Origin of the sequence: Auritidibacter ignavus (assembly GCF_029853775.1) — a bacterium.
Lineage (GTDB): Bacteria > Actinomycetota > Actinomycetes > Actinomycetales > Micrococcaceae > Auritidibacter > Auritidibacter ignavus.
The window spans coordinates 305,210-331,729 of record NZ_CP122564.1; the positions used below are offsets into that span (position 1 = coordinate 305,210).

Annotated in this window: 26 protein-coding genes and 1 tRNA gene; 18 read left to right on the forward strand and 9 right to left on the reverse strand. The window is 59.9% G+C overall.

Annotated elements, in window-relative coordinates:
* Nucleotides 1-29 precede the first annotated feature (29 nt).
* The 9 genes from lepB (QDX22_RS01300) (at nucleotide 30) to QDX22_RS01340 (ending at nucleotide 7,742) form a co-directional block, all read left to right on the forward strand.
* Nucleotides 30-692: a signal peptidase I gene (gene lepB, locus QDX22_RS01300; RefSeq protein WP_117328625.1), complete on the forward strand. Its 663-nt coding sequence runs from the start codon at nucleotides 30-32 to the stop codon at nucleotides 690-692.
* 12 nt (nucleotides 693-704) lie between these two features.
* On the forward strand, nucleotides 705-1,451 hold the full coding sequence (lepB, locus tag QDX22_RS01305) for a signal peptidase I (protein ID WP_110100355.1): 747 nt from the start codon (nucleotides 705-707) through the stop codon (nucleotides 1,449-1,451).
* Nucleotides 1,451-2,173: a ribonuclease HII gene (locus QDX22_RS01310; protein WP_110110040.1), complete on the forward strand. Its 723-nt coding sequence runs from the start codon at nucleotides 1,451-1,453 to the stop codon at nucleotides 2,171-2,173. The genes lepB (QDX22_RS01305) and QDX22_RS01310 overlap by 1 nt, the downstream gene beginning before the upstream one ends.
* A 20-nt stretch (nucleotides 2,174-2,193) precedes the next feature.
* Nucleotides 2,194-2,628, forward strand: a complete 435-nt coding sequence (locus QDX22_RS01315; protein WP_320410248.1) for a DUF2469 family protein — start codon at nucleotides 2,194-2,196, stop codon at nucleotides 2,626-2,628.
* A 142-nt stretch (nucleotides 2,629-2,770) separates the two neighbouring features.
* The gene (locus QDX22_RS01320; protein WP_158524699.1) at nucleotides 2,771-3,178 is read left to right on the forward strand and encodes a YraN family protein; all 408 of its coding nucleotides are present in this window, start codon (nucleotides 2,771-2,773) and stop codon (nucleotides 3,176-3,178) included.
* Complete coding sequence (locus QDX22_RS01325) at nucleotides 3,175-4,812, forward strand: YifB family Mg chelatase-like AAA ATPase (RefSeq protein WP_233487819.1); 1,638 nt, start codon at nucleotides 3,175-3,177, stop codon at nucleotides 4,810-4,812. The genes QDX22_RS01320 and QDX22_RS01325 overlap by 4 nt, the downstream gene beginning before the upstream one ends.
* Nucleotides 4,802-6,061: a DNA-processing protein DprA gene (gene dprA / locus QDX22_RS01330; RefSeq protein WP_110100358.1), complete on the forward strand. Its 1,260-nt coding sequence runs from the start codon at nucleotides 4,802-4,804 to the stop codon at nucleotides 6,059-6,061. The genes QDX22_RS01325 and dprA overlap by 11 nt, the downstream gene beginning before the upstream one ends.
* 26 nt (nucleotides 6,062-6,087) lie before the next feature.
* Nucleotides 6,088-7,095 carry a tyrosine recombinase XerC gene (locus QDX22_RS01335; RefSeq protein ID WP_110100359.1) on the forward strand — a complete coding sequence of 336 codons (1,008 nt, stop codon included), beginning with the start codon at nucleotides 6,088-6,090 and terminating at the stop codon, nucleotides 7,093-7,095.
* A 143-nt stretch (nucleotides 7,096-7,238) separates the two neighbouring features.
* Nucleotides 7,239-7,742, forward strand: coding sequence for a DUF3145 domain-containing protein (locus tag QDX22_RS01340; protein WP_110100360.1), 504 nt, complete (start codon nucleotides 7,239-7,241; stop codon nucleotides 7,740-7,742).
* Between the two features lie 87 nt (nucleotides 7,743-7,829).
* Here QDX22_RS01340 and fabF read toward each other — a convergent pair whose 3' ends face one another.
* The 6 genes from fabF to aceE all read right to left on the reverse strand — a co-directional run bounded on the left by fabF (nucleotide 7,830) and on the right by aceE (nucleotide 15,941).
* A complete protein-coding gene (fabF, locus tag QDX22_RS01345) occupies nucleotides 7,830-9,071 on the reverse strand; it encodes a beta-ketoacyl-ACP synthase II (protein ID WP_110100361.1) in 1,242 nt (413 codons plus the stop codon).
* Nucleotides 9,072-9,298: 227 nt separating this feature from the next.
* Nucleotides 9,299-9,544, reverse strand: a complete 246-nt coding sequence (locus QDX22_RS01350) for an acyl carrier protein (RefSeq protein ID WP_110099494.1) — start codon at nucleotides 9,542-9,544, stop codon at nucleotides 9,299-9,301.
* Between the two features lie 85 nt (nucleotides 9,545-9,629).
* Nucleotides 9,630-10,685: a beta-ketoacyl-ACP synthase III gene (locus QDX22_RS01355; protein WP_110100414.1), complete on the reverse strand. Its 1,056-nt coding sequence runs from the start codon at nucleotides 10,683-10,685 to the stop codon at nucleotides 9,630-9,632.
* A 4-nt stretch (nucleotides 10,686-10,689) separates the two neighbouring features.
* On the reverse strand, nucleotides 10,690-11,628 hold the full coding sequence (locus QDX22_RS01360; RefSeq protein WP_110099495.1) for an ACP S-malonyltransferase: 939 nt from the start codon (nucleotides 11,626-11,628) through the stop codon (nucleotides 10,690-10,692).
* A 125-nt stretch (nucleotides 11,629-11,753) separates the two neighbouring features.
* Nucleotides 11,754-12,986: a PucR family transcriptional regulator gene (locus tag QDX22_RS01365; RefSeq protein ID WP_110100362.1), complete on the reverse strand. Its 1,233-nt coding sequence runs from the start codon at nucleotides 12,984-12,986 to the stop codon at nucleotides 11,754-11,756.
* A gap of 204 nt (nucleotides 12,987-13,190) precedes the next feature.
* Complete coding sequence (gene aceE / locus QDX22_RS01370; RefSeq protein ID WP_110100363.1) at nucleotides 13,191-15,941, reverse strand: pyruvate dehydrogenase (acetyl-transferring), homodimeric type; 2,751 nt, start codon at nucleotides 15,939-15,941, stop codon at nucleotides 13,191-13,193.
* Between the two features lie 367 nt (nucleotides 15,942-16,308).
* Between aceE and QDX22_RS01375 the strand changes: the two genes are divergently transcribed.
* The 7 genes from QDX22_RS01375 (at nucleotide 16,309) to QDX22_RS01405 (ending at nucleotide 22,328) form a co-directional block, all read left to right on the forward strand.
* Nucleotides 16,309-16,722 carry a DUF3052 domain-containing protein gene (locus QDX22_RS01375; protein WP_110099498.1) on the forward strand — a complete coding sequence of 138 codons (414 nt, stop codon included), beginning with the start codon at nucleotides 16,309-16,311 and terminating at the stop codon, nucleotides 16,720-16,722.
* Nucleotides 16,723-16,817: 95 nt separating this feature from the next.
* A complete protein-coding gene (locus QDX22_RS01380; RefSeq protein WP_233487821.1) occupies nucleotides 16,818-17,234 on the forward strand; it encodes a redoxin domain-containing protein in 417 nt (138 codons plus the stop codon).
* 20 nt (nucleotides 17,235-17,254) lie between these two features.
* A tRNA-Val gene (locus tag QDX22_RS01385) sits at nucleotides 17,255-17,327 on the forward strand.
* Nucleotides 17,328-17,565: 238 nt separating this feature from the next.
* Nucleotides 17,566-18,462 carry a MarR family winged helix-turn-helix transcriptional regulator gene (locus tag QDX22_RS01390; RefSeq protein ID WP_166769827.1) on the forward strand — a complete coding sequence of 299 codons (897 nt, stop codon included), beginning with the start codon at nucleotides 17,566-17,568 and terminating at the stop codon, nucleotides 18,460-18,462.
* 96 nt (nucleotides 18,463-18,558) lie between these two features.
* A complete protein-coding gene (ppk2, locus tag QDX22_RS01395) occupies nucleotides 18,559-19,476 on the forward strand; it encodes a polyphosphate kinase 2 (protein WP_183145565.1) in 918 nt (305 codons plus the stop codon).
* A 124-nt stretch (nucleotides 19,477-19,600) separates the two neighbouring features.
* Complete coding sequence (gene gndA / locus QDX22_RS01400; RefSeq protein ID WP_279717915.1) at nucleotides 19,601-21,115, forward strand: NADP-dependent phosphogluconate dehydrogenase; 1,515 nt, start codon at nucleotides 19,601-19,603, stop codon at nucleotides 21,113-21,115.
* On the forward strand, nucleotides 21,105-22,328 hold the full coding sequence (locus tag QDX22_RS01405) for an MFS transporter (protein ID WP_279717916.1): 1,224 nt from the start codon (nucleotides 21,105-21,107) through the stop codon (nucleotides 22,326-22,328). The genes gndA and QDX22_RS01405 overlap by 11 nt, the downstream gene beginning before the upstream one ends.
* A gap of 10 nt (nucleotides 22,329-22,338) precedes the next feature.
* On the opposite strand, the gene epsC is transcribed toward QDX22_RS01405, so the two are convergent.
* From epsC to msrA, 3 genes are all read right to left on the reverse strand, one after another.
* The gene (gene epsC / locus QDX22_RS01410) at nucleotides 22,339-22,968 is read right to left on the reverse strand and encodes a serine O-acetyltransferase EpsC (RefSeq protein ID WP_110099528.1); all 630 of its coding nucleotides are present in this window, start codon (nucleotides 22,966-22,968) and stop codon (nucleotides 22,339-22,341) included.
* 176 nt (nucleotides 22,969-23,144) lie between these two features.
* Nucleotides 23,145-24,077, reverse strand: a complete 933-nt coding sequence (cysK, locus tag QDX22_RS01415) for a cysteine synthase A (protein WP_110099503.1) — start codon at nucleotides 24,075-24,077, stop codon at nucleotides 23,145-23,147.
* 81 nt (nucleotides 24,078-24,158) lie between these two features.
* Nucleotides 24,159-24,719 carry a peptide-methionine (S)-S-oxide reductase MsrA gene (gene msrA, locus QDX22_RS01420; protein WP_110099504.1) on the reverse strand — a complete coding sequence of 187 codons (561 nt, stop codon included), beginning with the start codon at nucleotides 24,717-24,719 and terminating at the stop codon, nucleotides 24,159-24,161.
* Nucleotides 24,720-24,780: 61 nt separating this feature from the next.
* Here msrA and QDX22_RS01425 point away from each other — a divergent pair, with 61 nt between their 5' ends.
* Both QDX22_RS01425 and QDX22_RS01430 read left to right on the forward strand, forming a co-directional pair.
* On the forward strand, nucleotides 24,781-25,689 hold the full coding sequence (locus QDX22_RS01425) for a Nif3-like dinuclear metal center hexameric protein (protein WP_279717917.1): 909 nt from the start codon (nucleotides 24,781-24,783) through the stop codon (nucleotides 25,687-25,689).
* 85 nt (nucleotides 25,690-25,774) lie between these two features.
* A complete protein-coding gene (locus QDX22_RS01430; RefSeq protein WP_279717918.1) occupies nucleotides 25,775-26,512 on the forward strand; it encodes a zinc ribbon domain-containing protein in 738 nt (245 codons plus the stop codon).
* Nucleotides 26,513-26,520 lie beyond the last annotated feature (8 nt).

Consider the following 26,520-nt stretch of genomic DNA (forward strand, 5'->3'; position numbering starts at 1 on the left):
TCAGCGCTGATCAGTAGCTTGTCCTGACGGTGACACAGCAGAACCAGCAACGGACCGTGAGCCCTCGTGATGGCTCGCGGTCCGTTGCTGTGTCGGGGGGAGCCAAAGCCCTGATGTGGGGGCTGATTTTCGTGCTGGTGGTGGTGCTGGCGATCGTGTTCACCTTGCGCTGGTGGTTTAGCGACTCGTACGTGATTCCTTCTGAGTCCATGGAACCCGGACTGCAAGTCGGAGAGCGTATTTGGATCGACCCGGACTACTACGAGCACCATCCGGTAGAGCGCGGAGATGTGGTGGTCATCGATGCTCAAGGCTCATTTACCCCCTATCAACCGGAACAACCGTTCCAGGACGTGCTCGAAAGCGTGGGAGCATGGATCGGCATCGCCCCGAGTCGTGACAACGTGGTCAAAAGAGTGATTGGCATCAGCGGAGACCGGGTCACCTGCTGCACCGCGAACGGTCGCATCGAAATCAACGGCCAAGAGCTCCACGAAGAGCACTATCTTGCTGAGCCTGACCGGCCTGCCTCAAGCACAGCGTTTGACGTCACGGTACCCGAAGACAGAGTCTTTCTCCTGGGGGACAACCGGGAATCCTCCCTCGATTCTCGGGATTTGCTGGGTGCCCCCGGTGGTGGCATGGTGCACAATGAACGCGTGCTAGGACCTGTTCGAACTTCCAGAGAGTAGAGTAAATCCACGATGAGCAAATTAGACAAGGACGTTGATCTGAACGAGCAGTCCGATGATGTTGCATACCAGGGTGATGACCGCCAAGACGCACCGAGTCTGGGACGTCGTATCTGGGTCAATGTGCGAGAAATCCTCATTATTGTCGTCGCTGCTCTCGTCCTGTCTTTTATCATCAAAACCTTCTTCTTCCGGGCCTTCGTGATTCCCTCCGGATCAATGGAGAACACTCTGCAAGTCAATGACCGGATCTTCGTCAACCTCATGGTTCCCGGGGTGGCCGACCTGAAACGCGGTGATATCGTCGTGTTCGAAGATACGCAGGGCTGGCTCCCGCCGGTTGACGACGACAGCAACGTCTTTGAGACTGTGTTCGAAGGCGTTGGTCTCCTCCCAAATTCCTCAGAACAGCACCTGGTGAAACGTATCATCGGCATGCCTGGCGATCACGTCACCGTCGATGAACAAACCCGCAAGATTCAAGTCAACGGGGAGATCATTGACGAGCCCTACGTGTATCCGGGTGCCTCGGGATCCGACCAAGACTTCGACGTCACCGTGCCTGAAGGCAAGCTCTGGGTGATGGGCGATCACCGCAATGCCTCGGGAGACTCCCGAGCCCACCAGGAAGGGCCCAACGACGGATTCGTTAACGTCGATGATGTGGTCGGACGTGCTGAGGTCATTGCCTGGCCCATTGACCGGTGGGGCCCGGCCGGGTCGAATGACGAACCTTTCAACGACGTGCCTGAACCCTAATGGTTGCCGACGCTAGCTTCGCGACAGAACGTCAGCTCGCCGCCGACGAAAGTACCCACCGGCCCGACCACTATCCCAAAGACACCATCCTGGTGGCCGGCATGGACGAAGTCGGACGCGGTGCGCTGGCTGGGCCAGTAACGGTGGGAATCAGTGCTGTTTCCCCATTCACCACGCTCCTCATCCCGGGGTTGCGGGATTCCAAGATGCTGTCTGCCCGACGTCGAGAAACTCTCTCAGACACGATTCACACATCGTGGATGGTGGGCATCGGCCACGCCGAGCCGGCAGAAATTGACCGGTGGGGGATCAACGCCGCGCTGGCGGTCGCCGGGTACCGGGCCTGGTATGACCTGGTGAGGCGACATCACCGGGTGCCCGATGTGCTAATCCTGGATGGAAAATTCAACTGGCTGTTAAGCCTGCCGGTCGAGGTCGCTGAGGAACAGCGGCATCTCCCGGATGAGCTTCGAGTACATCTACAGGTCAAGGCCGACCGGGACTGTGCGAGTGTGGCTGCCGCATCCATTGTGGCCAAGGTCTGTCGCGACCGACTGATGACCGAGGCTGATGCGTTCTACCCCGACTACGGCTGGTCTCATAACAAAGGATATGGCTCGGCACAGCATCGCCAAGCACTGCGCGACCAGGGCATCTCTCCGTATCATCGGCGGAGCTGGCATCTGATTCCGGCAGCACATCGTCAAGACACACTGCTGTAGGATTGGAGAAGTTGCGCAGAATGTATTCGGCCGTCGAGCGTGATCGCAGCCTCGCCGGTGTCGTATCCGCTACGCCTCGCCCCGGGGTAGCCAGGATTACCTATGATGGAGATATGCACGACTCCGAGGACGATCTTGAAGAATACCATGCCACCCAGGAGCTCAACCTCTACAGAGAGTACCGAGACGTTCTGCACCTGTTTACACACATCGTTGAAACCGAACGGCGGTTCTATTTAACGAACCACGTGGAGCTCACCACGGTGGAGGACAAGGGGCAAACTTACTTCGAGGTCTACATTGAGGATGGGTGGGTCTGGGATGTGTTCCGTCCCAACAGGTTTATTCATAACGCTCGCGTGGTCTCGTTCAAAGACGTCAATATCGAAGAGTTGCCAGATCAGGATCTCGACGTGAGTACGCAGGTCGGACTGGGTCCCGAATCGTGTGCTTAGTCTCGTGGTGTGTTCCTGGTGGTCTTCTGGGGGCGTCGTTGTTGTCCACAGGTGGTGGGTCGTGTTGTGATTGTCCACAGAAATTCACCAGGTACTGAGCTGATTCTGCGGGGATTTCACACTGGTTGTGGAGGTGCAATCAGTGAGAAACTCTCAAACATCGCAGACACAACGCAACCCAAAACGTCACCGCGATCGCCGGTCCTTTGGTACACACGGTGAAGAATTAGCAACACAGCTTCTGGTAAAACGTGGTTACACCATCCTGGAAAGGCAGTGGCGGTCACGTGAGGGTGAAATCGATATTATCGCCGTGGCTGGTGGCGACCTGGTGGCCGTGGAAGTCAAAACCCGTGGTGGGATCGGTTTCGGTTCCGCCGAGCAGGCGCTCACTGCGTACCAACTTCGTCGCATTCAGCGAGCTCTGCTGAGTTACCGGGCCCAACATCCTCAGCTTCAGTACACTCCGGTACGGGTTGATCTGCTTGCCATCACTGTGGGCACGCAACGTCAGCACGAGGCGCGGTTGTTCCAGGACGTGATGCTATGAACTCCGAATATGACAACAACCCTGCGCCGGCTACTGCGGACGCGGTCCTGGACTCCATGGTGTTGAATGTGACTGAACCAGCACGCATCGGGCGTACCTACGCGATGGCGCTCAGTGGCCTGCACGGGGAACTGGTTACTGTTGAAGCAGATATCGGGGGAGCGCTGCCCGGATTTACTCTGGTGGGCCTACCCGATCAGTCACTGAACGAAGCGAAAGATCGTATTCGTGCAGCAGCACGAAATTCGGGAATGCCGATCACCCGACGGCATCTGACGGTGAACCTCACTCCCGCTGGACTACACAAGAGCGGACCACTGTTCGATTTGGCCATCGTTATGGCAGCCTATGGCGCCGAGTATCGGGTCAACGATGAAACCGGGCCGGTGTTTCTGGCTGCTTTAGGTCTCGATGGAACCTTGCAGCACGTTCCAGGACTGCTGGCAGCGGTACTCGCTGCACAAAAGGCCGGGTTTGACACAGTTGTCGTGGCCGAGGCCTCGAAGAAAGAGGCCGAACTAGTGTCCGGGGTGACCGTGTTGTCGTATCGTCATCTCAGCGCGGTTTTGGAGGATTTCGGTGCCGCTGTCCGAAGTGAGAATTTTGATGTGTTCACCGCATCGGCCCCGGACGCAACAATGCAGGAACCTGATCGGCAGGATGAGCTGGACTTCGCAGAAGTTGCCGGGCAACACCACGCACGCTGGGCACTGGAAGTCGCCGCTGCTGGCGGGCACCATCTGCTGTTTCAAGGACCTCCGGGATCAGGCAAAACCATGCTCGCCCAACGCTTACCGACGATCCTGCCACACCTGGACGAAAAGGTCTCACTGGAAACGACCGCGATTCACTCGCTGGCCTCCTCACAGGCCAAGGTGATCGCTAGCATCACGACACCACCTTTTCAGGCCCCGCACCACACTGCTTCACTAGCGTCCGTGATTGGGGGCGGAACCCGGCAGGCCCAACCAGGCGCTATCTCGTTAGCTCACGGCGGGGTGCTATTTCTCGACGAAGCACCTGAATTTGACCGACGCGTCCTCGAAGCTTTGCGTGAGCCACTGGAAAACCGTCACATCGAATTATCCCGACTCCGTCATAACGTCATCTATCCCGCCTCATTCCAGTTGCTTCTGGCAGCCAACCCGTGTCCGTGTGGGTGGGGATATGCCGGATCACGCCAATGCTCCTGCACATCCGCTGTCAGACGACGGTACAACGCGCGACTGTCGGGACCTCTTTTGGACCGCATTGACATCCTCGTCGGGTTGCACCCGGTGACATCCCGCGACCTAAACCGTCGCGGGATGCAGCCGGAGTCATCCGCCACGATTCGCCAACGGGTTTTGGCAGCCCGCGCTCGCCAAGCCGAGCGACTAAAAGGCACGGGCATCTGCGTCAATGCTGAGATGAACCAACGCTTACTCCATCACCCATCGCTGAGCGTTAGCCCCTCGGCTCGGGCGATACTCGACAGGAGCCTGGACCGCGGTGAGATCACCGCACGTGGGTATTCACGTATCCTCAAAGTCGCCTGGACCTTGGCCGACCTAGCAGAACAAACCCATCCCGGAGTTGACGAAATCGACATGGCCTTCCATCTTAAACTGTGGGGGAGCGAACATGACCGGTAGCCAGGGCATCTTCAGCGAGGAAGAGCTCGAGCAGATCGCCTTCGCTCGGGCTGGACTGACCCAAATCATTGAGCCAGCAGATGCACTCGCCACACAGATCATCACTGTGGTCGGTCCCCTGCGTGCAGCGGAATTCGTGCAAGGGTCCGCCCCGACTCACCAGGAATGGGCGCATCTGGTGGAAGGCTTCGACGACCTCGGGCTGAGAGGAAAGAGCACGAGAAAGCTTCGCGAGATCCTGTCTCGCTGGAAAGACAAACGGGATAATTATCGTCCGGCAGCCATATTGCCAGACTTTCGGCGCAACGGGGGTGGTTTCCTCATTCCGGAGGACCACCGCTGGCCGGTCGCGCTCAACCGTCTGGATCACACCACCCCGGTGGCGCTGTGGACACGAGGACCGGGGCAGATCCCTTCTCACTCACACTCGGTCGCCGTTGTCGGCAGTAGAGAAATCTCCCCGTACGGACGGAGGGTAACCGAGGAGTTCGTGAGCCTGCTGCGGCACAAACAGCGCACTATTATCTCCGGAGGCGCCTACGGTGTGGACGCCCTAGCGCATCGAACAGCCTTGGCAACAGACAGTGGCCAGAAGGCTCCCATCTCGACCATGGCCGTCATGGCCGGAGGATTAGATCAGTATTATCCATCTGGAAACCAAGAGTTACTGGCGGATATCGCGCGCACCGGAGTGCTGATCAGCGAGCTCCCACCCGGTGCCAGACCCAACCGGTACCGATTCTTGAATCGAAATCGACTGATCGCTGCGCTGAGCTCCCTGGTGTTGATACCGGAATCCCGCTGGAGATCCGGAGCCCAAAACACCGCTCACCATGCGCTGGAGATGGGTATTTCTGTGGCGGTCGTGCCTGGATCTATTCATTCGGCAGCCTCGGCAGGTTGCCACCGGCTATTATCCGAAACTCCAGCCACGATCGTCTTTGATCACCACTCGCTCACTGAGATGCTGGACGATATCGGGCCGGTCACACCAGTCGTACCAGCAGATCAGGAATCTCATTGCCGGTACAGTGACGTTTTAGATCAGCAGCTGTCTTACGAACAACTCATCCTTTATGACGCGCTACCACTGCGACGCTATGCCGCAATGGACGAAATCTGTGCAGCCAGCGGACTCAGTGCCCGCGAAGTTGCCCGGAACCTTCCGAAACTGTCTCGCGCCGGCTTAGTTCATGAACGGCACAGGCAATATCAAGCGCAACGGGTGGCCATGTCCTCGTCACAGTGAGCTCGCCAACGTGGCAGAGTAGAGGCATGAGCGGTTCCGGGCAGTCCACACTCCACATCACCGACGAACAGTGGATCGAGGAGTTCTGTGACTATCTACACTTTGAACTCAATCGGTCGCCAAATACCGTCACGGCTTACCGCAGTGATTTATACGCTTTAGCGCAGTATTGTGCGACCCAGCGGGCAAAACAGACCACGACACCGCAGTCCGCCGTGTTACCGGATATGGAACTCTCAGACCTGCGAGAGTGGTTAGCTCACCTGCACCGGCAGCATCATTCTCGAGCGAGTATCGCGCGCAAAACAGCATCAGTCCGCCGGTTCTTCGGTTGGGCCAAACGGCAGGGCCTCATTGAGCACGACCCAGCGCTACGTCTACGGGCCCCCAAGAAGCAACAACATTTGCCTGCGGCTCTCACCCAAACTCAAACCAGCCAACTGTTGGACCAGATGGGAGCACCCGCTCCAAACGAAACGGGAGAACACTCAGCAGCATCCCACGCCTGCACCCCCACCCAACAGGCTGTTGAATTGCGAGATATCGCCATGATGGAACTACTGTACGCGACCGGAATGCGCGTGGCCGAACTCGCCGACCTGAACATTGCCGATCTCGACACCGCTCAGAACACCGTGCGGGTCACTGGGAAAGGGCGCAAACAACGCGTCGTTCCACTGACCCAGTCTGCGCTAGACGCAACTGCCCGCTGGCGTGAACAGGGCCGACCCCACCTCGTGAAAGCCTCGACACCGGTCGAGGCCCTTTTTCTGGGCGCTCGCGGTGGTCGTATCGGTGTCCGTCAGGTTCGAGAGATGGTCGATCGTCATTTACGAGCCCTTGGATCGACTTCGGCGTCAGGGCCACACGTTTTGCGACACTCCGTGGCCACACACCTGCTCGATGGTGGTGCAGACCTTCGTTCCGTTCAAGAATTGCTGGGACATTCATCATTACAGACGACTCAGCTCTATACACATATCTCCATCGAACGGCTACGCGATGGATATCGTCAAGCTCACCCTCGGGCCTAAATAATCGTGGCGAACGCCGAGCTGGAGTCCTTCCAGCCAATAGTGCATAATGGAAGAGGAATGTCATTTAACGTGGCATAACAACCTCAGAAGATATTTTCCGGTCGTAGGGGAAGACGTACCAGAAAATATGGAGGGTGGTTATGTCTTTACCAATGGCTAATGGCGTGTTGTACGTCCATTCCGCACCAGCAGCGCTCTGCCCGCATATCGAGTGGGCGGTCGGCGCCGTTCTTGGTGCCCAAGAAAAAATGGATTGGGTGCCACAACCGGCCGCGCCGGGAACCTACCGCACCGAAATCAACTGGCGTGCGGAGCAGGGTAGTGGCGCAAAGCTTGCCTCATCACTGCGCGGGTGGGCTCATTTGCGTTATGAAATTACTGAAGAAGCTTCAGAAGGTTCCGACGGGTCCCGGTGGTCTCACACGCCCGAACTGGGCATTTTCCACGCCACCACCGATGTGACGGGCAACATCATGGTGTCCGAAGACCGAATCCGTTTTGCCTACGAGCAGGCAGCAGGAGAACCATCCGCGGTCTATCACGAGCTCAGCCTGGCTCTCGGGGAGGCGTGGGACGAAGAACTCGAGCCATTCCGTCAAGCAACCGACGGGGCCAATGTCCGCTGGTTGCACGAAGTCGGCTAAGTCAGCCTTCTACCCTCCTCCATACAGTTCAGCCCGGGTCCGTCACGGACCCGGGCTGAACTGTTCGTCGGTCTTTGTCGTGGGGCCTTAGATGCTACGGAAGGCCACCACAGCATTGTGGCCACCGAATCCGAAGGAGTTCGAAATGGCCAGGCGCTGGCCTTCAGGAAGGGTCGTTTCGTCCGTGACCACATGGAACGGGATGTCCGGGTCCTGGTTTTCCAAATTGATAGTGACCGGTAGCTGACGATCGGCCAAAGCTTTCACGGTCAACACCGATTCGATGGCACCTGAAGCACCCAACAGGTGACCGGTCTGAGACTTGGTGGCCGAGACGGGAATTTCGCAGATGCGGTCACCGAATACCGAGGCTAAGGCCAAGTACTCGGGCTTGTCGCCAACAGGCGTTGAGGTGGCGTGGGCGTTGATGTGAATAACGTCATGCGGTGAAGCCTGAGCGGACTCCAGAGCCTCCCAGACCGCGCGGGAGGCTCCCAGACCTTCGGGCTCGGGCGCGGTGATGTGGTGCGAATCGGAGGTCACACCGGTACCGGCCAGCTCGGCATAGACGCGTGCCCCACGAGAGGTAGCGTGGTCTTCGGACTCGATTACCAAAGTGCCGGCTCCCTCACCCAGGACAAAGCCGTCACGGTCAACGTCGTACGGGCGAGAAGCAATCTGGGGGTTGTCATTGCGCTTGGATAGCGCCTGCATGGCAGCGAAGCCGGCCACCGGCAACGGGTGGATCGCGGCTTCAGAACCACCGCAGACCACCACATCGGCTGCCCCAGAACGGATCAGGTGCAGAGCCTGGTCGAGCGCTTCGGTGCCGGAAGCGCACGCAGACACGGTGGTGCGAGCTCCAGCTTCTGCGTTGAGCTCCAGCGAGATCATGGCCGCGGCGGCGTTGGGCATCAACATTGGCACAGTCATCGGCATCACCCGACGTGGCCCACGCTCCCGCAAGGCGTCCCAGCTCGACAGCAGTGTCCAGACCCCGCCAATTCCGGTACCGTAGGCAACCGCCAGTCGTTGCGGATCTAGCTCAACATCAGTCAACCCGGCGTCAGCCCAGGCCTCGCGGGTAGCAACCATGGCGTACTGCGTGGTGGGATCCATGCGCTTGAGCTCGACACGGGAGAGCTTGTCTGCGGGATCATCGGACAGGGTGCAGGCGAAGTGCACCGGGAGATTATATTCTTCGACCCAATCTTCTTCGATGGTGCGGGCGCCTGAGGTTCCGGCCAGAGCGTTGGCCCAGAACGTCGGAACGTCGCCACCAATAGGCGTGGTGGCACCGAGACCGGTGATCACAGCTTTGCGAGTCATGCTTTCAGCCTTTTATCTTCTGCAGGGCCGAAGACCACTGCCTTCGGCCACTAAATCGGTCGGTGTAGGTGTGTGGGCGGCCACAAGGGGCACCTATGCGACAGCCTCCGGGTGCGGCCCTAAGACGTGCCATGTCGTGAAACAGACGTGACAGGGGCATGTCTTAGGACCGCTCCAGAATGCTCATGGGTGCGATCAGCGACCGCGAGAGTGTGTCCTGGTGAGTCTTAGCTCTGAGCTTGAACGATGTAGTCGACGGCATCCTGGACGGTCTTGAGGTTCTTGACTTCCTCGTCTGGGATCTTCACGTCGAACTTCTCTTCAGCGTTGACCACGATGGTCATCATCGAGATGGAGTCGATGTCCAGGTCATCGGTGAAGGACTTGTCCAGCTGGATCTCTTCAGTCTCCAAGCCGGTCTCCTCGTTGACGATCTCAGCCAGTCCAGCCAGAACTTCTTCCTTGTTAGCCATGAGCAATACTCCTTTTCACAACGTTGGCGTGTTTGTCAGCGGTGGTCTGTCGTCAGATGGGAAGACAACCCGACGGCTCAAAGCCTTAGGGCAGTCGAACCACCTGGGCGCCGTAGACCAAACCGGCGCCAAAACCTATCTGTAGGGCCAAGCCTCCGGACAGCTCGGGCTGTTCTGTTAGCAACCGGTGCATGGCCAGCGGGATCGAGGCTGCCGAGGTGTTGCCCGCATCGGCAATGTCTCGGGCGATAGCCACGGTATCGGGCAGATCTAGTTGTTTAGCGAACTCGTCAATGATACGCATATTGGCTTGATGGGGGATGAACGCCGCCAAGTCATCAACGGTCACCCCAGCTGCGGTCAAGGCATCGTGAGCAGCATCGGACATCGACCACACAGCCCACCGGAAGACCGAGGGGCCGTTCTGGCGCAGTGTCGGCCAGAGCTTATCGTCTCGATCAACGATCTCGGAGGCATCAGCGTGCTTCTGGGCCTTTTCCAGGGCGTCGCGAACATCCAGCATCGAGTGGGTCATGTGAATGGTGTCCCATCGGGAACCATCAGCACCCCACACAGACCGACCGATGCCCGGTTCCTCGCTCGGACCCACGATCACAGCGCCGGCCCCGTCGCCGAGAATAAAGGAGATCGACCGGTCGGTCTCATCGATAATGTCAGAGAGTTTTTCGGCACCAATGACCATCACATGGTCGGCTGCTCCGGACCGGATCAGGGCATCTGCCTGGGCCACACCGTAGCAGTAGCCAGCACAGGCGGCTGAAATGTCGTAGGCCGGAGCCGGGTTGGCGCCGATGTTGTCGGCGACCTTGGCTGCCGCTGAGGGGGTCGCGAAGGGGAAAGTCACTGTGGAGATGATGACCGCATCGATTTGGTCACCGGTCATTCCGGCCGATGTCAAGGCGTCTTCGGCTGCGGCGGTGGCCATATCAACCACGGAGGTCTCAGCATCAGCGCGGTGGCGGGTGATGATCCCGGTGCGTTGCCGAATCCATTCGTCCGAGGAGTCGATAGGCTCAACGATATCGTCGTTGGGGACCACCAAAGTGGGACGGTAGGCGCCGACTGAGAGAATCCGGCTACCTGCTCGAAGAGCCGATTGCTTCAGGGTCACTGTACTCATCTGATCATCCTTCAACTGCAGCACCGAGGTGCTCGGCGATAAATTCTTGGGCGGGTTCGAGGTCCTCGGGTGTCTTAATAGCCAGAGTCTTGACGCCCTTCAGCCCGCGCTTGGCGAGGCCGGTGAGGGTACCGGCGGGCAACAGCTCGATCAGTCCGGTGACGCCGGCATTTCGCAAGCTCTCCTGGCACAGATCCCACCGCACCGGGCGGATCAGCTGGGACACCAGTCGGTCCAGTACCTCTGTGCCATCCGTGACTTCTTGGCCATCGCGGTTGGACAACAGGCGCACGGTGGGATCGGCGGGAGACAAGGTGTCGGCGAAGTCATGCAATCCGGCCACGGCTGGTTTCATGTAATCGGTGTGGAACGCTCCGGCGACCTTCAGCGGGATGACCCGGGTTTTATCGAGCGGGTCATCGGCCAGGGCCTGGAGATTTGCTTCGGCACCGGCGGCCACGATCTGGCCACCACCGTTGACATTGGCCGGGGTGAGGTCGTGGGCGCGGATATGGGCGCTGACCTCCTCCGGGTCACCGCCAATCACCGCGGCCATGCCGGTCGGGGTCGTCGCAGCAGCTGTAGCCATACCAGCGGCGCGGACCTTGATGAAATTCAGGGCGTCGGATTCGGTCAGCACCCCGGCCAGGGCACTGGCGGTCACTTCACCCACGGAGTGTCCGGCGGTGATCCAGCCGGAGGGATCCAGACAGCTGAGGTTCAGGGCGCGTGCGGTAATCAGTCCGGCAGCAACAATCAGGGGTTGGGCCACGGCGGTGTCTTTGATGGTCTGTTCATCTGAGACCGTTCCGTGGGCGAGCAGATCAATGCCGGTTGCCTCAGAGTAGGTGCCCAGACGTTCGCGGGTATCCCCCAGTTCCAGCCAGTCTGTCAGGAATCCTGGGGTTTGAGAACCTTGTCCGGGGCACACAATTGCAAGCATAGATTCAACTCTCCCAAACTCGACGACGATTCACAGGCGAGACACAGCACGAAGCTCACACCACACTATTGTAGGAAACCTACAAACCACGGTCGAGGTATCAATGTCGGCCGAGTGCGCGGTGATCAGTATTCACGCGATGTATTCGCCTCCATGAGTCTACCGGTTGCCAGCGCAATTTGTAGGACATATGCATCTCGAGGGTTCAGGGGATCTTTGCCAGTTAGCTTCGCGATCCGACGTAAGCGGTACCGAACGGTATTGACGTGAATGAACATATCGCGGGCGGTGGCTTCCAAGGAGTGACCCAGCCGTAAATAGCTGTCCAATGTTGAGATCATGGCCGCGCCGGCAGTTTTCAGCGGCTGGTAGTAGAACCGCACGAGCAGTCGTTGGGCTCTGGCGTCACGGTTCAACACGCGTTCTGCTAACAGCTCAGAGGCCGCAATCGGGCGCTGGGCCCCCGGGTAGGCCGGAGCCGCGTGGAATCCGGCGATCGCTTCGTGGGCGGCGTGGTGGACCTCGCGGAGTGAATCAACCGGGGAGGAGTAAATCACGGGACCGTCTCCAAAGAAGGGCGTGAACCGTTCGATGAGGTCGTGACGTCCTTCTGCCGAGCCCAGCACGAGGAGCATTTGCTCGGAGAAAACACCCACCAAGGCCTCCACGCGGGCCCGGGTGGCGGTTTGGCGTAGCTGCGGTAGGACCGCCGGTTGGTTTTCCGACGGGGTATTACCGGCGATTACCAGGATGCCACTGGTGGCCCGCCAGCCCAGGGCGGCAGCTCGTGATTGGATTTCTTCGGGGTTCTCACCGCGCAGCACCGAGTCGAGTAGTAGTGCTTCCAGACGGGTGTCCCAGGCTCCGCGCTTCTCGGCAGCCCTGGCGTAGACGTCAGCCAAGGCGAAGGCGATCTCTCGGGAGTAACGCAAGACCGCTTCTCGGATGGTGCTCCGGTCGGATTCGGCGACCGCGGTGGGCAGGTGAGTTTCCACCGTGTCCAGGATGGATCGCAAGAGCTGGGAGGCTCGTCGCAAATTCACGGTACGAGACAGTTCCACCGGTGCATTGGCGAACACCGATGCGAGCACCCGGTTCATCTGATTAGCCGGGCGGGGCTGGTCGGTGGCGAACCAGTCGATGAAGGCCTGCAAGCCTTGTTGGGCGATAGCTCCCAACGAGGCACGTTGTTCGGCTTCCAACTCGCGATACCAGCTCAAATCGGTTTCCAGCTGCCGCAAGATGCTGGTTTTCAACACGCCGACCTGGCTGGAGAGCTCTTTGAGGGCTTCCTCCGACAGCGTCGGTGGTCGTCTCGCAGACGATTGGTGGTCGGTCTCGTTGGTGTTCTCACGCATGAGTTTGAGTTAGGTGATGTGGTGTCTGTGCTATGTCTGTGCGGTTGCTGATCGGGACGGGTGCCGGAACCGAATAAATCGGTGCCAACGGCGGATCTGCGTCTTCCCAGACGGGCGTGCCCCGGTCTGCGCACGACAGCTCGGTGGCCACCACGGCAGTTCCGGGGCACAACGCCGGGGAAGTTCGCGCAGGGCAGGGGCTTGTTAGGCGTCTCCTCCGGCGGTACCGGTGGTGCCGGCAGCGACATCATCAATCCGGTACTGGGCGAAAGCCTGGGCGGTCGTGCCCTCGGGCACCTCGCCAGTGGCTTCGAGTTCCTTCAGAGCGCGCACCACGGTTGAATGAGCGTCAATCGTGAAGTACCGACGTGCCGCGGCCCGAGTGTCGGCAAAGCCGAAGCCATCAGCGCCCAACACGGCGAACCGGTTGGGGATGTAGGGGCGTAGCTGGTCGGGCAACAGGGTGACGTAGTCGGTGGTGGCCACGATCGGACCGTCGACGTCCTGGAGCACCTGGGTGATATATGGCACCTGGTCCTGCTCATCGGGATGCATAAAGTTGTAGTGCTCGGTGGCCACGGCCTCGCGACGTAGCTCCGTCCAGGACGGCACCGACCACACATCTGCGGAGACCCCCCAGTCATCAGCCAGCAACTCGGCGGCTTCAATGACCCAGGGCAGGGAGACACCCGAGCCGAAGAGGTTGACCTTCGGGCCACCGTGCTCCGACACCGAGTAACGGTAGATACCCTTCAGCAACGACTCGACGTCGAGGTCTTCGGGCTCTTCGGGGTGCACGATCGGCTCGTTATAGACGGTCAGATAGAAGAGCACGTCACGGTCCAGCGGATCCCCGTCGTGGTCGCCGTACATCACATCCAAACCGTGGCGGACAATGTGGGCGATTTCGTAGGAGAACGCCGGATCGTAGTGGCGGACCGCCGGGTTCGTGGCAGCCAGGATCGGGGAATGGCCGTCCATGTGCTGAGTGCCTTCACCGGTCAGGGTAGTCCGACCGGCGGTAGCCCCAATCATGAAACCACGGGCCAGTTGGTCGGTGGCCGCCCACACCAGATCCCCGGTGCGCTGGAATCCGAACATCGAGTAGAAGATGTAGATCGGAATCATGATCTCGCCGTGGGTGGCATACGAGGTACCCAAGGCGGTCATCGCCCCGGTGGCACCGGCTTCGTTAATACCCACGTGCAACAGCTGGCCCTGGCTTGATTCCTTATAGGACAGAAACAGGTCGCGGTCTACGGCCATATAGTTCTGCCCGCGCGGGTTGTAGATCTTGGCGGTGGGGAAGAAGGAGTCCATCCCGAAGGTGCGGGCCTCATCGGGGATGATCGGAACGATGCGCTGACCGATATTCTTATCGCGCATGATATCCCGAAGCAGACGCACGAAAGCCATCGTGGTCGCCACTTCTTGCTTGCCGGAGCCCTTCCGCGCGTGCTTGTACAGCTTCTCATCGGGCATCGCCAGCTGATCGTAGTTCTCTCGACGCTGTGGCAAGAAACCACCCAGTGCCTCACGGCGCTCCATCATGTATTTGATTTCCGGAGCGTCCGGTCCTGGGTGATAGTAGGGCACGTGGTACGGATCGGCCTCGATCTGCTCATCGGAGATCGGGATCCGGTGACGGTCGCGGAAGACCTTGATGTCCTCCACGGTCAATTTCTTCATCTGGTGGGTTGCGTTACGACCTTCGAAGTGGGTGCCCAGACCATAGCCCTTGATGGTGTGAGCCAAAATCACCGTGGGCTTGCCCTTGAACTTCAGCGCGGCATCATAGGCGGCGTAGACCTTCTTATAGTCGTGACCGCCACGCTTCAGGCCCCAGATCTCATCATCAGACATATCGGCAACCAGTTCCTTGGTGGTCGAAGACCGACCAAAGAAGTGTTCGCGCACAAAGGCGCCATCTTCGGCTTTATAGGTCTGGTAGTCGCCATCGGGGGTTTCATTCATGATGCGCACCAGTTCGCCGGTGTCGTCGGCTTCTAATAGCGGATCCCATTCACGACCCCACAACACCTTGATCACGTTCCAGCCGGCACCGTGGAAGTAGGCTTCCAGTTCCTGGACGATCTTGCCGTTACCGCGGACCGGGCCGTCGAGACGTTGCAGGTTGCAGTTGATCACAAACGTTAGGTTGTCCAGCTTGTCGTTGGCTGCAATATGCAAAGCACCGCGGGATTCAGGCTCATCCATTTCGCCATCGCCCAAGAACGCCCACACGTGCTGCTCCGAGGTGTCTTTAATACCCCGGTTGTGCAAGTAGCGGTTAACCTGGGCCTGCTGGATTGCATTCAGTGGGCCGATCCCCATCGACACGGTGGGGAACTGCCAGAAGTCCGACATCATCCGCGGGTGAGGGTAGGAGGGTAGCCCGTGGTCGCCCTTTGATTTCTCCTGGCGGAACCCATCTAGATCCTCTTCGGTCAGCCGGCCCTCGAGAAAGGCTCGAGCGTAGTTTCCCGGGGAGGAGTGGCCCTGGAAGAAGACCTGGTCGCCACCACCGGGGTGATCGGGTCCGCGAAAGAAGTGGTTCAAGCCCACTTCGTACAGGGTGGCCTGGCCAGCGTAGGATGAAATGTGGCCACCGACCTCGATGCCTTCACGCTGAGCGTGCTGGACAATCATGGCAGCGTTCCACCGCAAATAGTTACGGTACCGGCGTTCCAGTTCTTCATCGCCGGGATAATCCGGTTCCTGGTCCGCCGGGATGGTGTTGACGTAGTCGGTGGTGGTCACCATGGGAATAGACACCGACTTGGAGCTAGCCCGCTGCAAAAGATTGCGCATGATGTACTCAGCGCGTTCGGTGCCCCGTTCCTCGAGCATTCCGTCAAAAGATTCGATCCAGTCCTGTGTCTCTTGGGGATCCTTATCCGGAACGTTGTCGGTCAATCGATTGCGGATGTGGGAACTTTCTTCAGCTGCGCTCACGTCGTGAACCTCTCTTCATCGGTGGTATCGCCACCACATTGGGTTGCGTCATCACGGTGACCAGATCGCAGACCGGTGGGTGTGCGAGCTGGTGCTGATACTTTCGAGAATACCGCGTGCAGCGGAGTTCAGACACGCTCAGGACGCGATCGTTACCTGTCTCACGGTCGCCATCGAGCCGGTCAAAACGGTGTACGAACGGGTAACGACAGCATGTCGAGGCAGTAACGTTGGGCCCAACCGTAGCGACCGAGCGTGGCATTGTTGCTAACGTCACCGGCGTCGATATGCTAGAGATACTGACTAACGCCGGAACCGGGCCGATTCGGTTCCGGCTGTTACCCTCACACATCACAAGGAGCGTGTCGTGAACCAATCGGCCGGCCTCGTTGAGGCCCTGGGCCTGTCCGTGGGCGATATTGTTCAAGAACTGGGATGGGATGACGATATCGACTTCCAGTTTCGCAACGGTTTGGAAGACGAACTCGGCGAGCCACTGTTGGCCGAAGATGACCGCGAACCGGTCGAGGCCGTTTTGCTGTGGTGGCGATCCGATGAAGGCGACGCTCAAGATCTCGCCGATGCTCTCGTCGATGCCCAAACCAATCTGGCCGAAAACGGCGCCATTTGGTTGTTGGTGCCCAAACCGGCACAAGAACTCCATGTGCCGCCGTCTGATATTGAAGAGGCCTGCCGCTCGACCGCATTACGTCGCACCTCCCAGGCGGGAGTGTCTGACAGCTGGTCAGCCACTCGGCTGGAAGTCGCCTCACCGCTGTGAGCTCGCCCGGTGCCCTGTCGGCACGAGACCAGTACGGCCAGAGGTGGTCCTCTCCGTTCCTGGCACCCGAGAGAACCGAGTGTTCGTTGGCGGGGGTGTGGCTGTATTTTCTTCCCGGCGCGTTTACGCCGGTGTGCTCCCGCGAGTTGACCGCCCTTCCCACACTGGTCACCCAGCTGAGCGAAACCAGGGTGGGACTGCGTGTGGTGGCGGTGGATTCTGTGGCCGTGCTCCGGGTGCTAGCCGACCAGCTCTGGGGCGCGGATGATCCCGCCACGGGGTCGGCGGGTCCCATACCGTTACTATCTGACTTCTGGCCACACGGCGCGATTGCCGAGAGCTTCCAGGCGTTTGATCCCGCTACCGGTAAGCCATTGCGACACAGTGTGCTACTGGATCGCGCTGGTGTCGAACGAGCCCGCGTGACCGGTAGCGCGCTCCAGCCCCGGGAACACACCGAGCACCTGCGGTTGGCTCAAGAGCAATTTGGCGAAACTCCACCGCTGGGTTAGGATAGTCTGCGTTATTCTTCGGGTCTTTAGCTCAGCTGGTAGAGCAACTGGTTTACACCCAGTAGGTCATCGGTTCGATCCCGGTAGGACCCACTCTGTGCTGAATGTGTTAGCCAACCGTCCAGATCGCCACGGTGCGAGGGTGGTTGAGAACTCCGGGCGATGAACCACGTGGTCCAGGTGGTTTTATCGCCTTTTTTGTGTTCTACGTCGTCCATGATCTGAATTACTTGCGGGTATATAATGAATTGTTCCGACATAACGGGAAGTTGTCAGACCGAGACGTGAGATGCCGCGTACTCAGGGAGCGTGCTCAAGGGGGCCGGTGGCCATGGGAAAACTCAACGCTGTACAAAAGTACTTCGGCTACCAGATGCGACGATTGGATGGCCGGTATCTCAGGATCTGGAACGAGGTGATTGACCTCGATCTCACGCCCGTGCAGTTCTCCGTGTTGCTATCGGTGCAACGGCTCTGCGAACTCGACGATCAGCCCGTCGACCAGCACGCTGCTCTGGAGGCAACCGGCGTGGAGCGAGCCCAATCCTCGGAACTGTTTCGTCGCCTGGAAGACACCGGTTGGGTCACCCGGCACCCCGATCCCCACGATGGGCGACGACGGACGATCTCGTTGACCGGCCCAGCCAAGATTGCCACGGAACAACTGAAGACCTCGGTCCAGGTGGTCCAACACCGGCTGTTGGATCCGTTGAATCCCGAAGACGCCACGTGGGTGATCGACCAGTGGCGCATCATTGGACGACTGACCGAGGATGACCTGTCCTGGTCCTACCCCGGAGATATGGTGCGACGGGTCTTAGACCGCCACGCAACCCTGTGGTCTCGTAGCGTGGAGTGGAACCACTACAAACCCGAGGAAATGTGCGTGCTGGTGACGGCCGGTTTGCATCCGGGCATTTCCCAAACTGAGTTGGCACGCCACGTGGGGTTGGACCGATCCACCACCTCGGCAATTGTCACCCGGCTGGTGAAAAATAAGCACGTGGTGCGTCAAGTGGCTGAGCACGATCACCGAGAGCGTGCTGCGGTGATCACTGAGCAAGGTAACGAATTCGCCACGCAGCTATGTGACCGGATCACCAAGACCGGCCGGCGGATGACCCGTGCGTTGAGCAAGCGCGACCGAGAACGGCTCCGCGATTTGCAGTGGCGTGTGGTGGAAACCGAAAACCGAGAACTGTTCACCGCGGATTCACGTGACCGTTAGTCGGAGCTTGACCGAGCGGTTATATTGACGGTGGTGGTGGGTTCGACGCCGAGTGCACCACAGCAATCTTGACCCGTACCAGAGGAGACAACGACCATGCTGGAAATGTTGGAACCGGATTCCCCGCGCCAGAATCTACGTGAATTTATTGACGCCATGCGCGAGGGCGGGTACACGGTCTCGGACGGTCACACCCCCGACCCCGATCTGATTGATCCTTTGGGTAAGGCCGTCGACACCTGGCGCGAAAACTACCCGTATGAGGAACGCCTGACTCGTGAAGAATACGAGCTCGAGAAGTACCGGCTCCAGATCGAATTGCTGAAACTGCAGTACTGGACCCAGGACACCGGGCAACGCCACATTATCGTTTTTGAAGGTCGCGACGCTGCGGGTAAGGGTGGCACGATCAAGCGCTTCACTGAGCACCTCAACCCTCGTGCTGCTCGAGTGGTGGCGCTGAATAAGCCCACCGAAGTTGAATCGGGCCAGTGGTACTTCCAGCGCTACATCAACCACTTTCCCACCGCCGGGGAGATGGTGTTATTTGACCGCTCCTGGTACAACCGCGCCGGTGTGGAGCGCGTGATGGGCTTCTCCACCGACGAGCAATACAAGACCTTCATGAACCAGGTGCCACTGTTCGAGAAAATGCTGGTGGAAGACGGCATCCACCTGACCAAGTTTTGGTTCTCGGTCACGCAGACCGAACAGCGCACGCGGTTTGCGATCCGTCAGCTGGACCCGGTGCGTCGCTGGAAGCTGTCGCCGATGGACTTGGAAGCTTTGGACCGGTGGGAAGACTACACCGAAGCCAAAGAAAAGATGTTCATGCACACCGACACCGACCACGCCCCGTGGATTACCGTCAAATCCAATGACAAAAAACGCGCCCGTCTAAACGCAATGCGCTACTACCTTTCCCAGTTTGACTACGACGACAAAGACTACGATGTCGTCGGTGAACCCGATCCGCTGATCGTTCAGCGTGGCCGGGATGCCGTGGGAGACTAATCGTCGACCAGAATCCTCGCTGCGGCTCCCGCTTCCAGGACGGGACACCACCCGGGCGCTAGACTAAACGGGGACGGTCCCCGCCCCGACCGACGCTTTCGCCTGCCAGGAAAGGATCCTTTCGATGAGTGCGGAACCCACCGAGACAGCCACCGAGTCCTCCCCAGAGCCACGCGCCGATATTGCGGTCACCGGTCTGGCAGTGATGGGTGCCAACCTTGCCCGCAACTTCGCTCGCCACGGTTATGTGGTCGCCGTCCACAACCGATCCGCCGAACGCACCGAGTCGTTGCTCGCCGAGCACGGTGACGAGGGCGAGTTTGTGGGGACCGAAACCCTGGCCGAGCTGGTCGCTGAGCTGAAGCGCCCCCGTCGGGTGCTGGTCATGGTCGCTGCCGCTGCGGTGGATGCCGTGATCGCAGAGCTAGCTGAACTCCTGGAGCCCGGGGATGTGGTGATCGACGGTGGCAACTCCCACTACCCGGACACCATCCGTCGCGAACAGGCCCTGGCTGAGCGGGGCCTGCACTTCGTGGGGGTCGGCGTTTCCGGTGGGGAAGACGGCGCGCTGAACGGTCCGGCCATCATGCCCGGTGGCTCCCCGGCCTCCTACCAGAGCCTGGGCCCGATGCTCGAAGACATTGCCGCTGACTTCCAGGGCGACCCGTGTTGTGCCTGGATCGGCCCCAATGGGGCCGGCCACTACGTGAAGATGGTGCACAACGGGATCGAATACGCCGATATGCAGGTTATCGGTGAGGCCTATGATTTGATGCGCCAGGTCGCCGGCATCTCACCGGCAGAACAGGCCGAGATTTTCGCCACGTGGAACACCACCCAACTGGAGTCCTACCTGATCGATATCACCGCCCAGGTTCTGGGCCACATCGATGCCACCACTGACAAGCCCCTGGTGGATGTCATCGTTGACAGTGCGGGACAAAAGGGCACCGGTCGCTGGACCGCGATCTCTGGGCTGGACATTGGCTCGGGAGTCGCCGCGATCGCTGAGTCCGTCTTCGCCCGTACCGTCTCGTCACAGCGTCAGGTACGAGCCCAAGCCCAGCAGCTTCTCTCGGCCGGGGCTGAACCGGTGACCATTGACGACCGGGAGGCTTTCATCGACGATGTGGCCCAGGCACTATATGCCTCCAAGCTGGTGTCCTATGCCCAAGGCATCGATATGCTCACCACCGCGGCAGCCACCTACGACTGGCCATTGGATATTGGCACCATCGCCTCGCTGTGGCGGAATGGTTGCATCATTCGCGCCCGGTTGCTCGACGAGATCATGCAAGCCTATGGCGGACGCGATGTGACCCGGCACCCCGATCCGCAGAATTCCGGAGCCGGGGACTACCCGGCAAACCTGTTGTTCGCCCCGAAGTTCACCGAAGCGATCACCGCAACTCTTCCGGCCTGGCGTCGTGTGGTCGCCACCGGTGTGGCGGCGGGTGTGCCGGTCCCGGTGTTCTCCTCGGCCCTGGCCTGGTACGACCAGATGCGCGCCGAGCGACTGCCAGCGGCACTGACTCAGGGCTTGCGCGACTACTTTGGCGCCCACACCTATCAGCGCGTCGACCGCCACGGGTCCTTCCATACCCTGTGGTCCCAGGACCGTTGCGAGATTGAGCAGTAGCCACACACCGCCTGCACCTTACCGGCGCGCACGGGCCGCCACCGCCGTGTTGTTTCTGACCAACGGGGCCCTGTTCGCCAACCTGTTGCCACGCTACCCGGAGATCAAAGACTCGCTAGGACTCAGCGACGGGGTCTTCGGTATTGCCGTCGCCGCGTTTCCCGCCGGAGCGATCCTGTTCGGACTCCTGGCCGCCCGGCTCGTGCGGGCTTTCGGGTCCGGGCTGATTGCCGCGGTCTTTACCGCACTGGTGGCTGTTGGTCTGCTCGGAGCGAGCTTGGCCCCCAGCCTCTGGGTGCTCATGCTGTGTCTGCTGATTGCCGGTGGCGCTGATGCGGTGGCCGATGTTTCCCAAAATGAGCACGCCTTGCGTGTCCAAGCCGGATACCACCGGTCCATCATCAATTCCTTGCACGCGGTCTGGTCGCTGGGTGGGGTGCTGGGTGGGGTCATGGCAGCCGGGGCAGTGGGGCTCACCCTCCCGCTACCGGTACACCTGAGCCTCTCCGGGGCGATGTTCACGCTGGCGGCTGTTGGGGCCTGGTGGTGGATGCTCCCACGCCAACACACCGGCACTGCACCCGGGCAGGTATCCGTCGAGAGTCACCCGACACCGGGGAAACGTTGCCGCCTGCCGATCCGCTGGTCGAGCCTTGGATTCCTGCTGGTGCTGGTCTTGATCGGCAACACCGGGACCATGGTTGAAGACGTCGGGAACTCCTGGGCGGCCCTGTATCTCTTCGAGGAACGTGGCACCAGCCCCATCGTGGCAACTATGGGGTTCACCACGCTGATCACCGGCCAACTGATGGGCCGGTTGGTCGCCGACCCGCTGATTGACCGCTTCGGGCTACGCCCCATCCTCAGCCTGGGTGGTGCATTGATCGGGCTCGGGCTCGGTGTCGCGTTGCTGTTCCCATCGGTCTGGGGCACCATCCTGGGAGTCGGCATCGCCGGCTACGGCTCCGCGGCTCTGGTCCCCGGCGCCTACGATCAAGCCCACCGTATCCCGGGCTTACCCGAAGGAACCGGCCTCACCCTGGTGTCCTGGCTGATGCGGATTGGCTTTCTCATCACCCCACCGGTGGTCGGTGCACTCGCCGAGGTCAGCGAGCTACGCTGGGCGCTGCTGGTGGTTCCCGCTGCCGGAATGCTCACGATGTGGTTAGCCCGGTGGATCCCGGACACGCAGACGGCTGGGGCCCGAGCCTAGGGCAAGGTCCTTAGATCCACAGGGCCGGGTCGACGTACTCTGCCGGGTCGACGGCCGGCTTATTTTCCTGCGGTGACTTCCGAATACGCGCGGTGGCCGGTACACCGGTGGCAATGGCATTATCGGGAGTATCTTTGACGACCACCGCGTTAGCACCCACCGCAGTGCCCGCCCCAATCTCCACCGGGCCGAGGATCTTAGCGCCAGCACCGACGACGACACCGTCATGCAACGTGGGGTGGCGCTTGACCTTCTCCAAGGACTGTCCACCAAGCGTCACACCGTGATACAGCATCACATCGTCACCGATCTCCGTGGTTTCGCCAATCACCACGCCCATGCCGTGGTCGATAAAAAACCGCCGACCAATCGTGGCCCCCGGGTGAATCTCGATACCGGTCAGCGCCCGGTTGATTTGGGACAGCAGGCGAGCAGGAAGTTTCAGGTGCTCGTGTTGCCAGGCTTTATGGGCAAGACGGTGCATCCATATGGCATGGAGCCCCGAATAGGCCAACGCGACTTCAACGGAGCCCCGAGCCGCGGGGTCATGGTCCTTGACCGCCTGGATATCTTCGACAACGCGACGGGTAATACGTGAGAGAAAGCCCACTGAGCTCAGCCTTTCGGTGCGAGTTTCCATCATCTGCTGACCGCGAACGGGGTCAGGCATCTATCAACAACACGTGAGTTTAGTGTCATATTCCACTCTGAAACGTCACGAGACAAAAAAGACCCCCGCCGGTCCTAGGTGACCTGGGCGGGGGCCTGCAGCGCTCTTCTGGGCTTGCTGAGCGCGTACTGGCCTACCCCAGCCAGTTAGCCGCGAATGTCTTCGTACAGCACGGTGGAAATGTAGCGCTCACCGAAGTCGGGGATGATCGCCACGATCAGCTTGCCCTCGTTGTCGGACTTGGCGGCCTCAGCCAGCGCAGCCGAGATGATGGCACCAGCGGAAATACCGCCCAGAATGCCTTCTTGGGTACCGAGGTCACGGGCAGCCTTGACGGATTCCTCCAACGTGGCGGCGTAGACCTCGTTGTACAGTTCGGTGTCGAGCACCTCGGGGACGAAGTTCGCCCCGATACCCTGGATCTTGTGCGGGCCGGGCTTGCCGCCGGAAAGGATCGGCGAATCTGCTGGCTCGACGGCCACGATCTTCAGCTCCGGCTTCTGCTCGCGCAGATAGCGCCCAGCACCGGTCAAGGTGCCACCGGTACCGATACCGGAGACCAGCACATCAATAGCGCCGTCGGAGTCTTCCCACAGCTCCGGCCCGGTGGTGTCATAGTGTGCCTGCACGTTGGCTTCGTTGGCGAACTGGCGAGCCCAGATGGCGTTATCAGACTCGGCCACGATCTGTTGGGCCTTTTCGACGGCGCCGCGCATCCCATCGGCACCGGGGGTGAGTACGATTTCTGCACCATAGGCGCGCAACATCACCCGACGCTCAGCCGACATGGTTTCGGGCATGGTGAGAATGACACGGTAGCCACGAGCTGCCCCAACCATCGCCAGAGCGATACCGGTGTTCCCGGACGTACCTTCCACAACGATGCCACCCGGGCGAAGCTCGCCGGACTTCTCGGCAGCGTTGATGATCGCGACACCAATACGGTCCTTGACTGAATTAGCTGGGTTGTAGAACTCCACCTTGGCCGCCACATTGCCAGGCAAGTCCTGGTCCAAGCGGTTGAGCTTGACCAAGGGGGTGTGACCAACAGCTTCGGTAATATTATTCAGTAGTGCCATGGGTGTTGCCATCCTTTCTTTCACCGCGGGCAACGGGTTAGTCTTTCCTTACTTAAGCGTAGAAGATCACTCGGCAAGCCATCAGTCGATCAGCCACGAAGCGTAATCTTTGCGGATTCGGGACAGTTTTGGGTTAATGACCACCTGGCAATACCCCATGGCGGGGTGTTTGTGATAAAAGTCCTGATGCTCATCTTCGGCTGGCCACCAGTGCCCCGCCGGTTCGATGGTGGTCACAATCGGAGCATCCCAGAGCTGCTGGTGTCGGTCGATCGCGTCTGCAAAATCCTGGCGGTCTTGCGCGGTGCGGGGGAAGACCGCAGAACGATACTGTGGGCCGACATCCCCACCTTGTCTGTTCAGACTCGTCGGATTGTGCGAGGCGAAAAAGATATCGAGGACCACCCCCACATCGATTACCTGGGGGTCAAAGCGGACCTTTACCGCCTCGGCGTGCCCGGTGGTGCCACTGCAGACCTGCCGATAGCTGGGATGGTCTACGTAGCCACCGGTGTAGCCACTTTCCACTGCGGTAATACCCCGGGTCTTGCGATAAATGGCGTCCTGACACCAAAAACAGCCCCCAGCCATGATGAGCTCACGGGTCTGCGGTGTCGCGTTCGTGTCGAAGTTCTGATCCATCACGCCAGGTATAGCGTGCTACGGGGGTGAATTCATTCCCTGACTGCGAGACAATAGAGACATGGCCGATTCCACACTCTCGTCAGCGACCGATGCCTCCACCCAACAGCACGGATACCACCGAACTCCCACCTTGCGCGAGGTGATCGAGGTGATGGAAGAACTCTGGCCGTTATCACTGGCCGAACCCTGGGATGCTTCCGGAGTGGTGACCGGCCGAGTTGAACAACCCGTGCGGCGAATTCATTGGGCCGTTGATCCGGTGCAAGCGGTGGTCGATGAGGCTGTAGAGGCCGGAGCCGATCTGTTGATTACCCATCACCCGTTGTTGCTCAAAGCGGTGCACTCGGTGGCAGCGGACCAATTTAAGGGCAAAGTCGTGCACACTCTGATCGAGGGTGGGTGTGCACTGATTACCGTTCATACCAACGCCGATTCTGCGGTCGGCGGGGTCTCCGATGTGATGGCCGAGATTCTGGGCCTGCAGCATGTGGTGCCACTGGCACCGGCCGAGAAGGGACAATCAGTCAACGGTGAGGGGATGGGTCGAGTTGGGACGTTGCCCCACCCATTGCGCCTGGAGGACTTTGCCGCCCGGGTGTTTTCTGCTCTGCCCGCGGTCGCGCCCGGAGTGAGGGTGGCCGGCGACCGCAACGGTGTGGTCCGCACCGTGGCGGTGACCGGTGGGGCCGGAGACTCGTTATTCGACCAGGTGCGTGCCCATCACGCTGATGTATATGTCACCGCTGATTTGCGCCACCATCCAGCCAGTGAAGCCCGGGAACGGGCAGCACTAGAAGGCGACCGACCCTATCTGGTCGACGTCTCCCATTTCGCCTCCGAATGGCTGTTCTTGCCGGCAGCCGCACAGGCCCTACAGCGCGGGTTGGCCGAGCATGGCTGGACGGTTGACACTGGTGTCTCAGCACTGAATACCGACCCCTGGGACTTTGTGATCACCGCCGGTTGAAACTGATCACACCACAATAGACCCGACGAGAAGACACGAGACTACAAGCGACGCGGACAGTGTACGGATCGAAAGGAATGGCGCGATGCCAGTGGCACGCTACGACCCCGAAACCCAACGACGACTTCTCGACCTGCAGGCCTTCGACACCCAGATTGCCACAGCGAAACAGCGCCTGGCTCAGCTGAAGAAAGACCCTGATTACCAGCAAGGCAAAGACCAGTACGAGAAGTTCACCGATCAACTCCAACACCTCAACCGTCAACGGGAGGACGCCGGTCTCCGCCTGGCTGACGCACAGTCAACCGAAGCATCCCTTGACCGGCGGGTGAAGACGTTGAGCGGGCAAGCAGAAGAGAACGCGGCGAACTCCCACCAGTTGAATGCGATCTTGGCGCAGAAATCCTCGGTGGAAGCCGATCTGGCGCAGGCGGAAGCGGCCACCGGTGCTGCCCGTGAGGCTGTGGCCGGGGTGGATGCCGAGATCTCCGCCTGCCAACAACAGCGTCAGTATCTGAAGCAAAACCTCGAAGAGCTCGCGGTGCGACTGAAAGACCAGATGGGCCAGATCGCTACCGAGGGCAAACGACTAACGGCAGCACGGGCTGAACTGGTTGGGAGCCTGCCGGAGGAGTTGGTGGCTCACTACCAAGACATTGCCCAGCGTAACGCAGGAATCGGTGTTATGCGGTTAGACGGCAATACCTCGGCCAGTGGCATGACACTGTCGCCGGTAGAACTCGCAGCGATTGACAATACGCCCGCCGACCAGCTGGCCTATGATCCAGAGACCGGCGTCATCCTTATTCGCGACGAGGCGTAGCGACGGAG

Bases quoted from the DNA above. Each gene is read 5' to 3' on its own strand.
- QDX22_RS01340 (WP_110100360.1), top strand. From the start codon at position 7,239: ATGTCTTTACCAATGGCTAATGGCGTGTTGTACGTCCATTCCGCACCA.
- QDX22_RS01390 (WP_166769827.1), top strand. From the start codon at position 17,566: ATGGGAAAACTCAACGCTGTACAAAAGTACTTCGGCTACCAGATGCGA.
- QDX22_RS01350 (WP_110099494.1), bottom strand. From the start codon at position 9,544: ATGGCTAACAAGGAAGAAGTTCTGGCTGGACTGGCTGAGATCGTCAAC.
- QDX22_RS01310 (WP_110110040.1), top strand. From the start codon at position 1,451: ATGGTTGCCGACGCTAGCTTCGCGACAGAACGTCAGCTCGCCGCCGAC.
- QDX22_RS01315 (WP_320410248.1), top strand. From the start codon at position 2,194: ATGTATTCGGCCGTCGAGCGTGATCGCAGCCTCGCCGGTGTCGTATCC.
- QDX22_RS01335 (WP_110100359.1), top strand. From the start codon at position 6,088: ATGAGCGGTTCCGGGCAGTCCACACTCCACATCACCGACGAACAGTGG.
- cysK (WP_110099503.1), bottom strand. From the start codon at position 24,077: ATGGCACTACTGAATAATATTACCGAAGCTGTTGGTCACACCCCCTTG.
- lepB (WP_110100355.1), top strand. From the start codon at position 705: ATGAGCAAATTAGACAAGGACGTTGATCTGAACGAGCAGTCCGATGAT.
- QDX22_RS01360 (WP_110099495.1), bottom strand. From the start codon at position 11,628: ATGCTTGCAATTGTGTGCCCCGGACAAGGTTCTCAAACCCCAGGATTC.
- epsC (WP_110099528.1), bottom strand. From the start codon at position 22,968: ATGGAAACTCGCACCGAAAGGCTGAGCTCAGTGGGCTTTCTCTCACGT.
- fabF (WP_110100361.1), bottom strand. From the start codon at position 9,071: ATGACTCGCAAAGCTGTGATCACCGGTCTCGGTGCCACCACGCCTATT.
- QDX22_RS01430 (WP_279717918.1), top strand. From the start codon at position 25,775: ATGCCAGTGGCACGCTACGACCCCGAAACCCAACGACGACTTCTCGAC.
- QDX22_RS01325 (WP_233487819.1), top strand. From the start codon at position 3,175: ATGAACTCCGAATATGACAACAACCCTGCGCCGGCTACTGCGGACGCG.
- QDX22_RS01425 (WP_279717917.1), top strand. From the start codon at position 24,781: ATGGCCGATTCCACACTCTCGTCAGCGACCGATGCCTCCACCCAACAG.
- ppk2 (WP_183145565.1), top strand. From the start codon at position 18,559: ATGCTGGAAATGTTGGAACCGGATTCCCCGCGCCAGAATCTACGTGAA.
- dprA (WP_110100358.1), top strand. From the start codon at position 4,802: ATGACCGGTAGCCAGGGCATCTTCAGCGAGGAAGAGCTCGAGCAGATC.
- QDX22_RS01365 (WP_110100362.1), bottom strand. From the start codon at position 12,986: ATGCGTGAGAACACCAACGAGACCGACCACCAATCGTCTGCGAGACGA.
- QDX22_RS01355 (WP_110100414.1), bottom strand. From the start codon at position 10,685: ATGAGTACAGTGACCCTGAAGCAATCGGCTCTTCGAGCAGGTAGCCGG.
- msrA (WP_110099504.1), bottom strand. From the start codon at position 24,719: ATGGATCAGAACTTCGACACGAACGCGACACCGCAGACCCGTGAGCTC.
- gndA (WP_279717915.1), top strand. From the start codon at position 19,601: ATGAGTGCGGAACCCACCGAGACAGCCACCGAGTCCTCCCCAGAGCCA.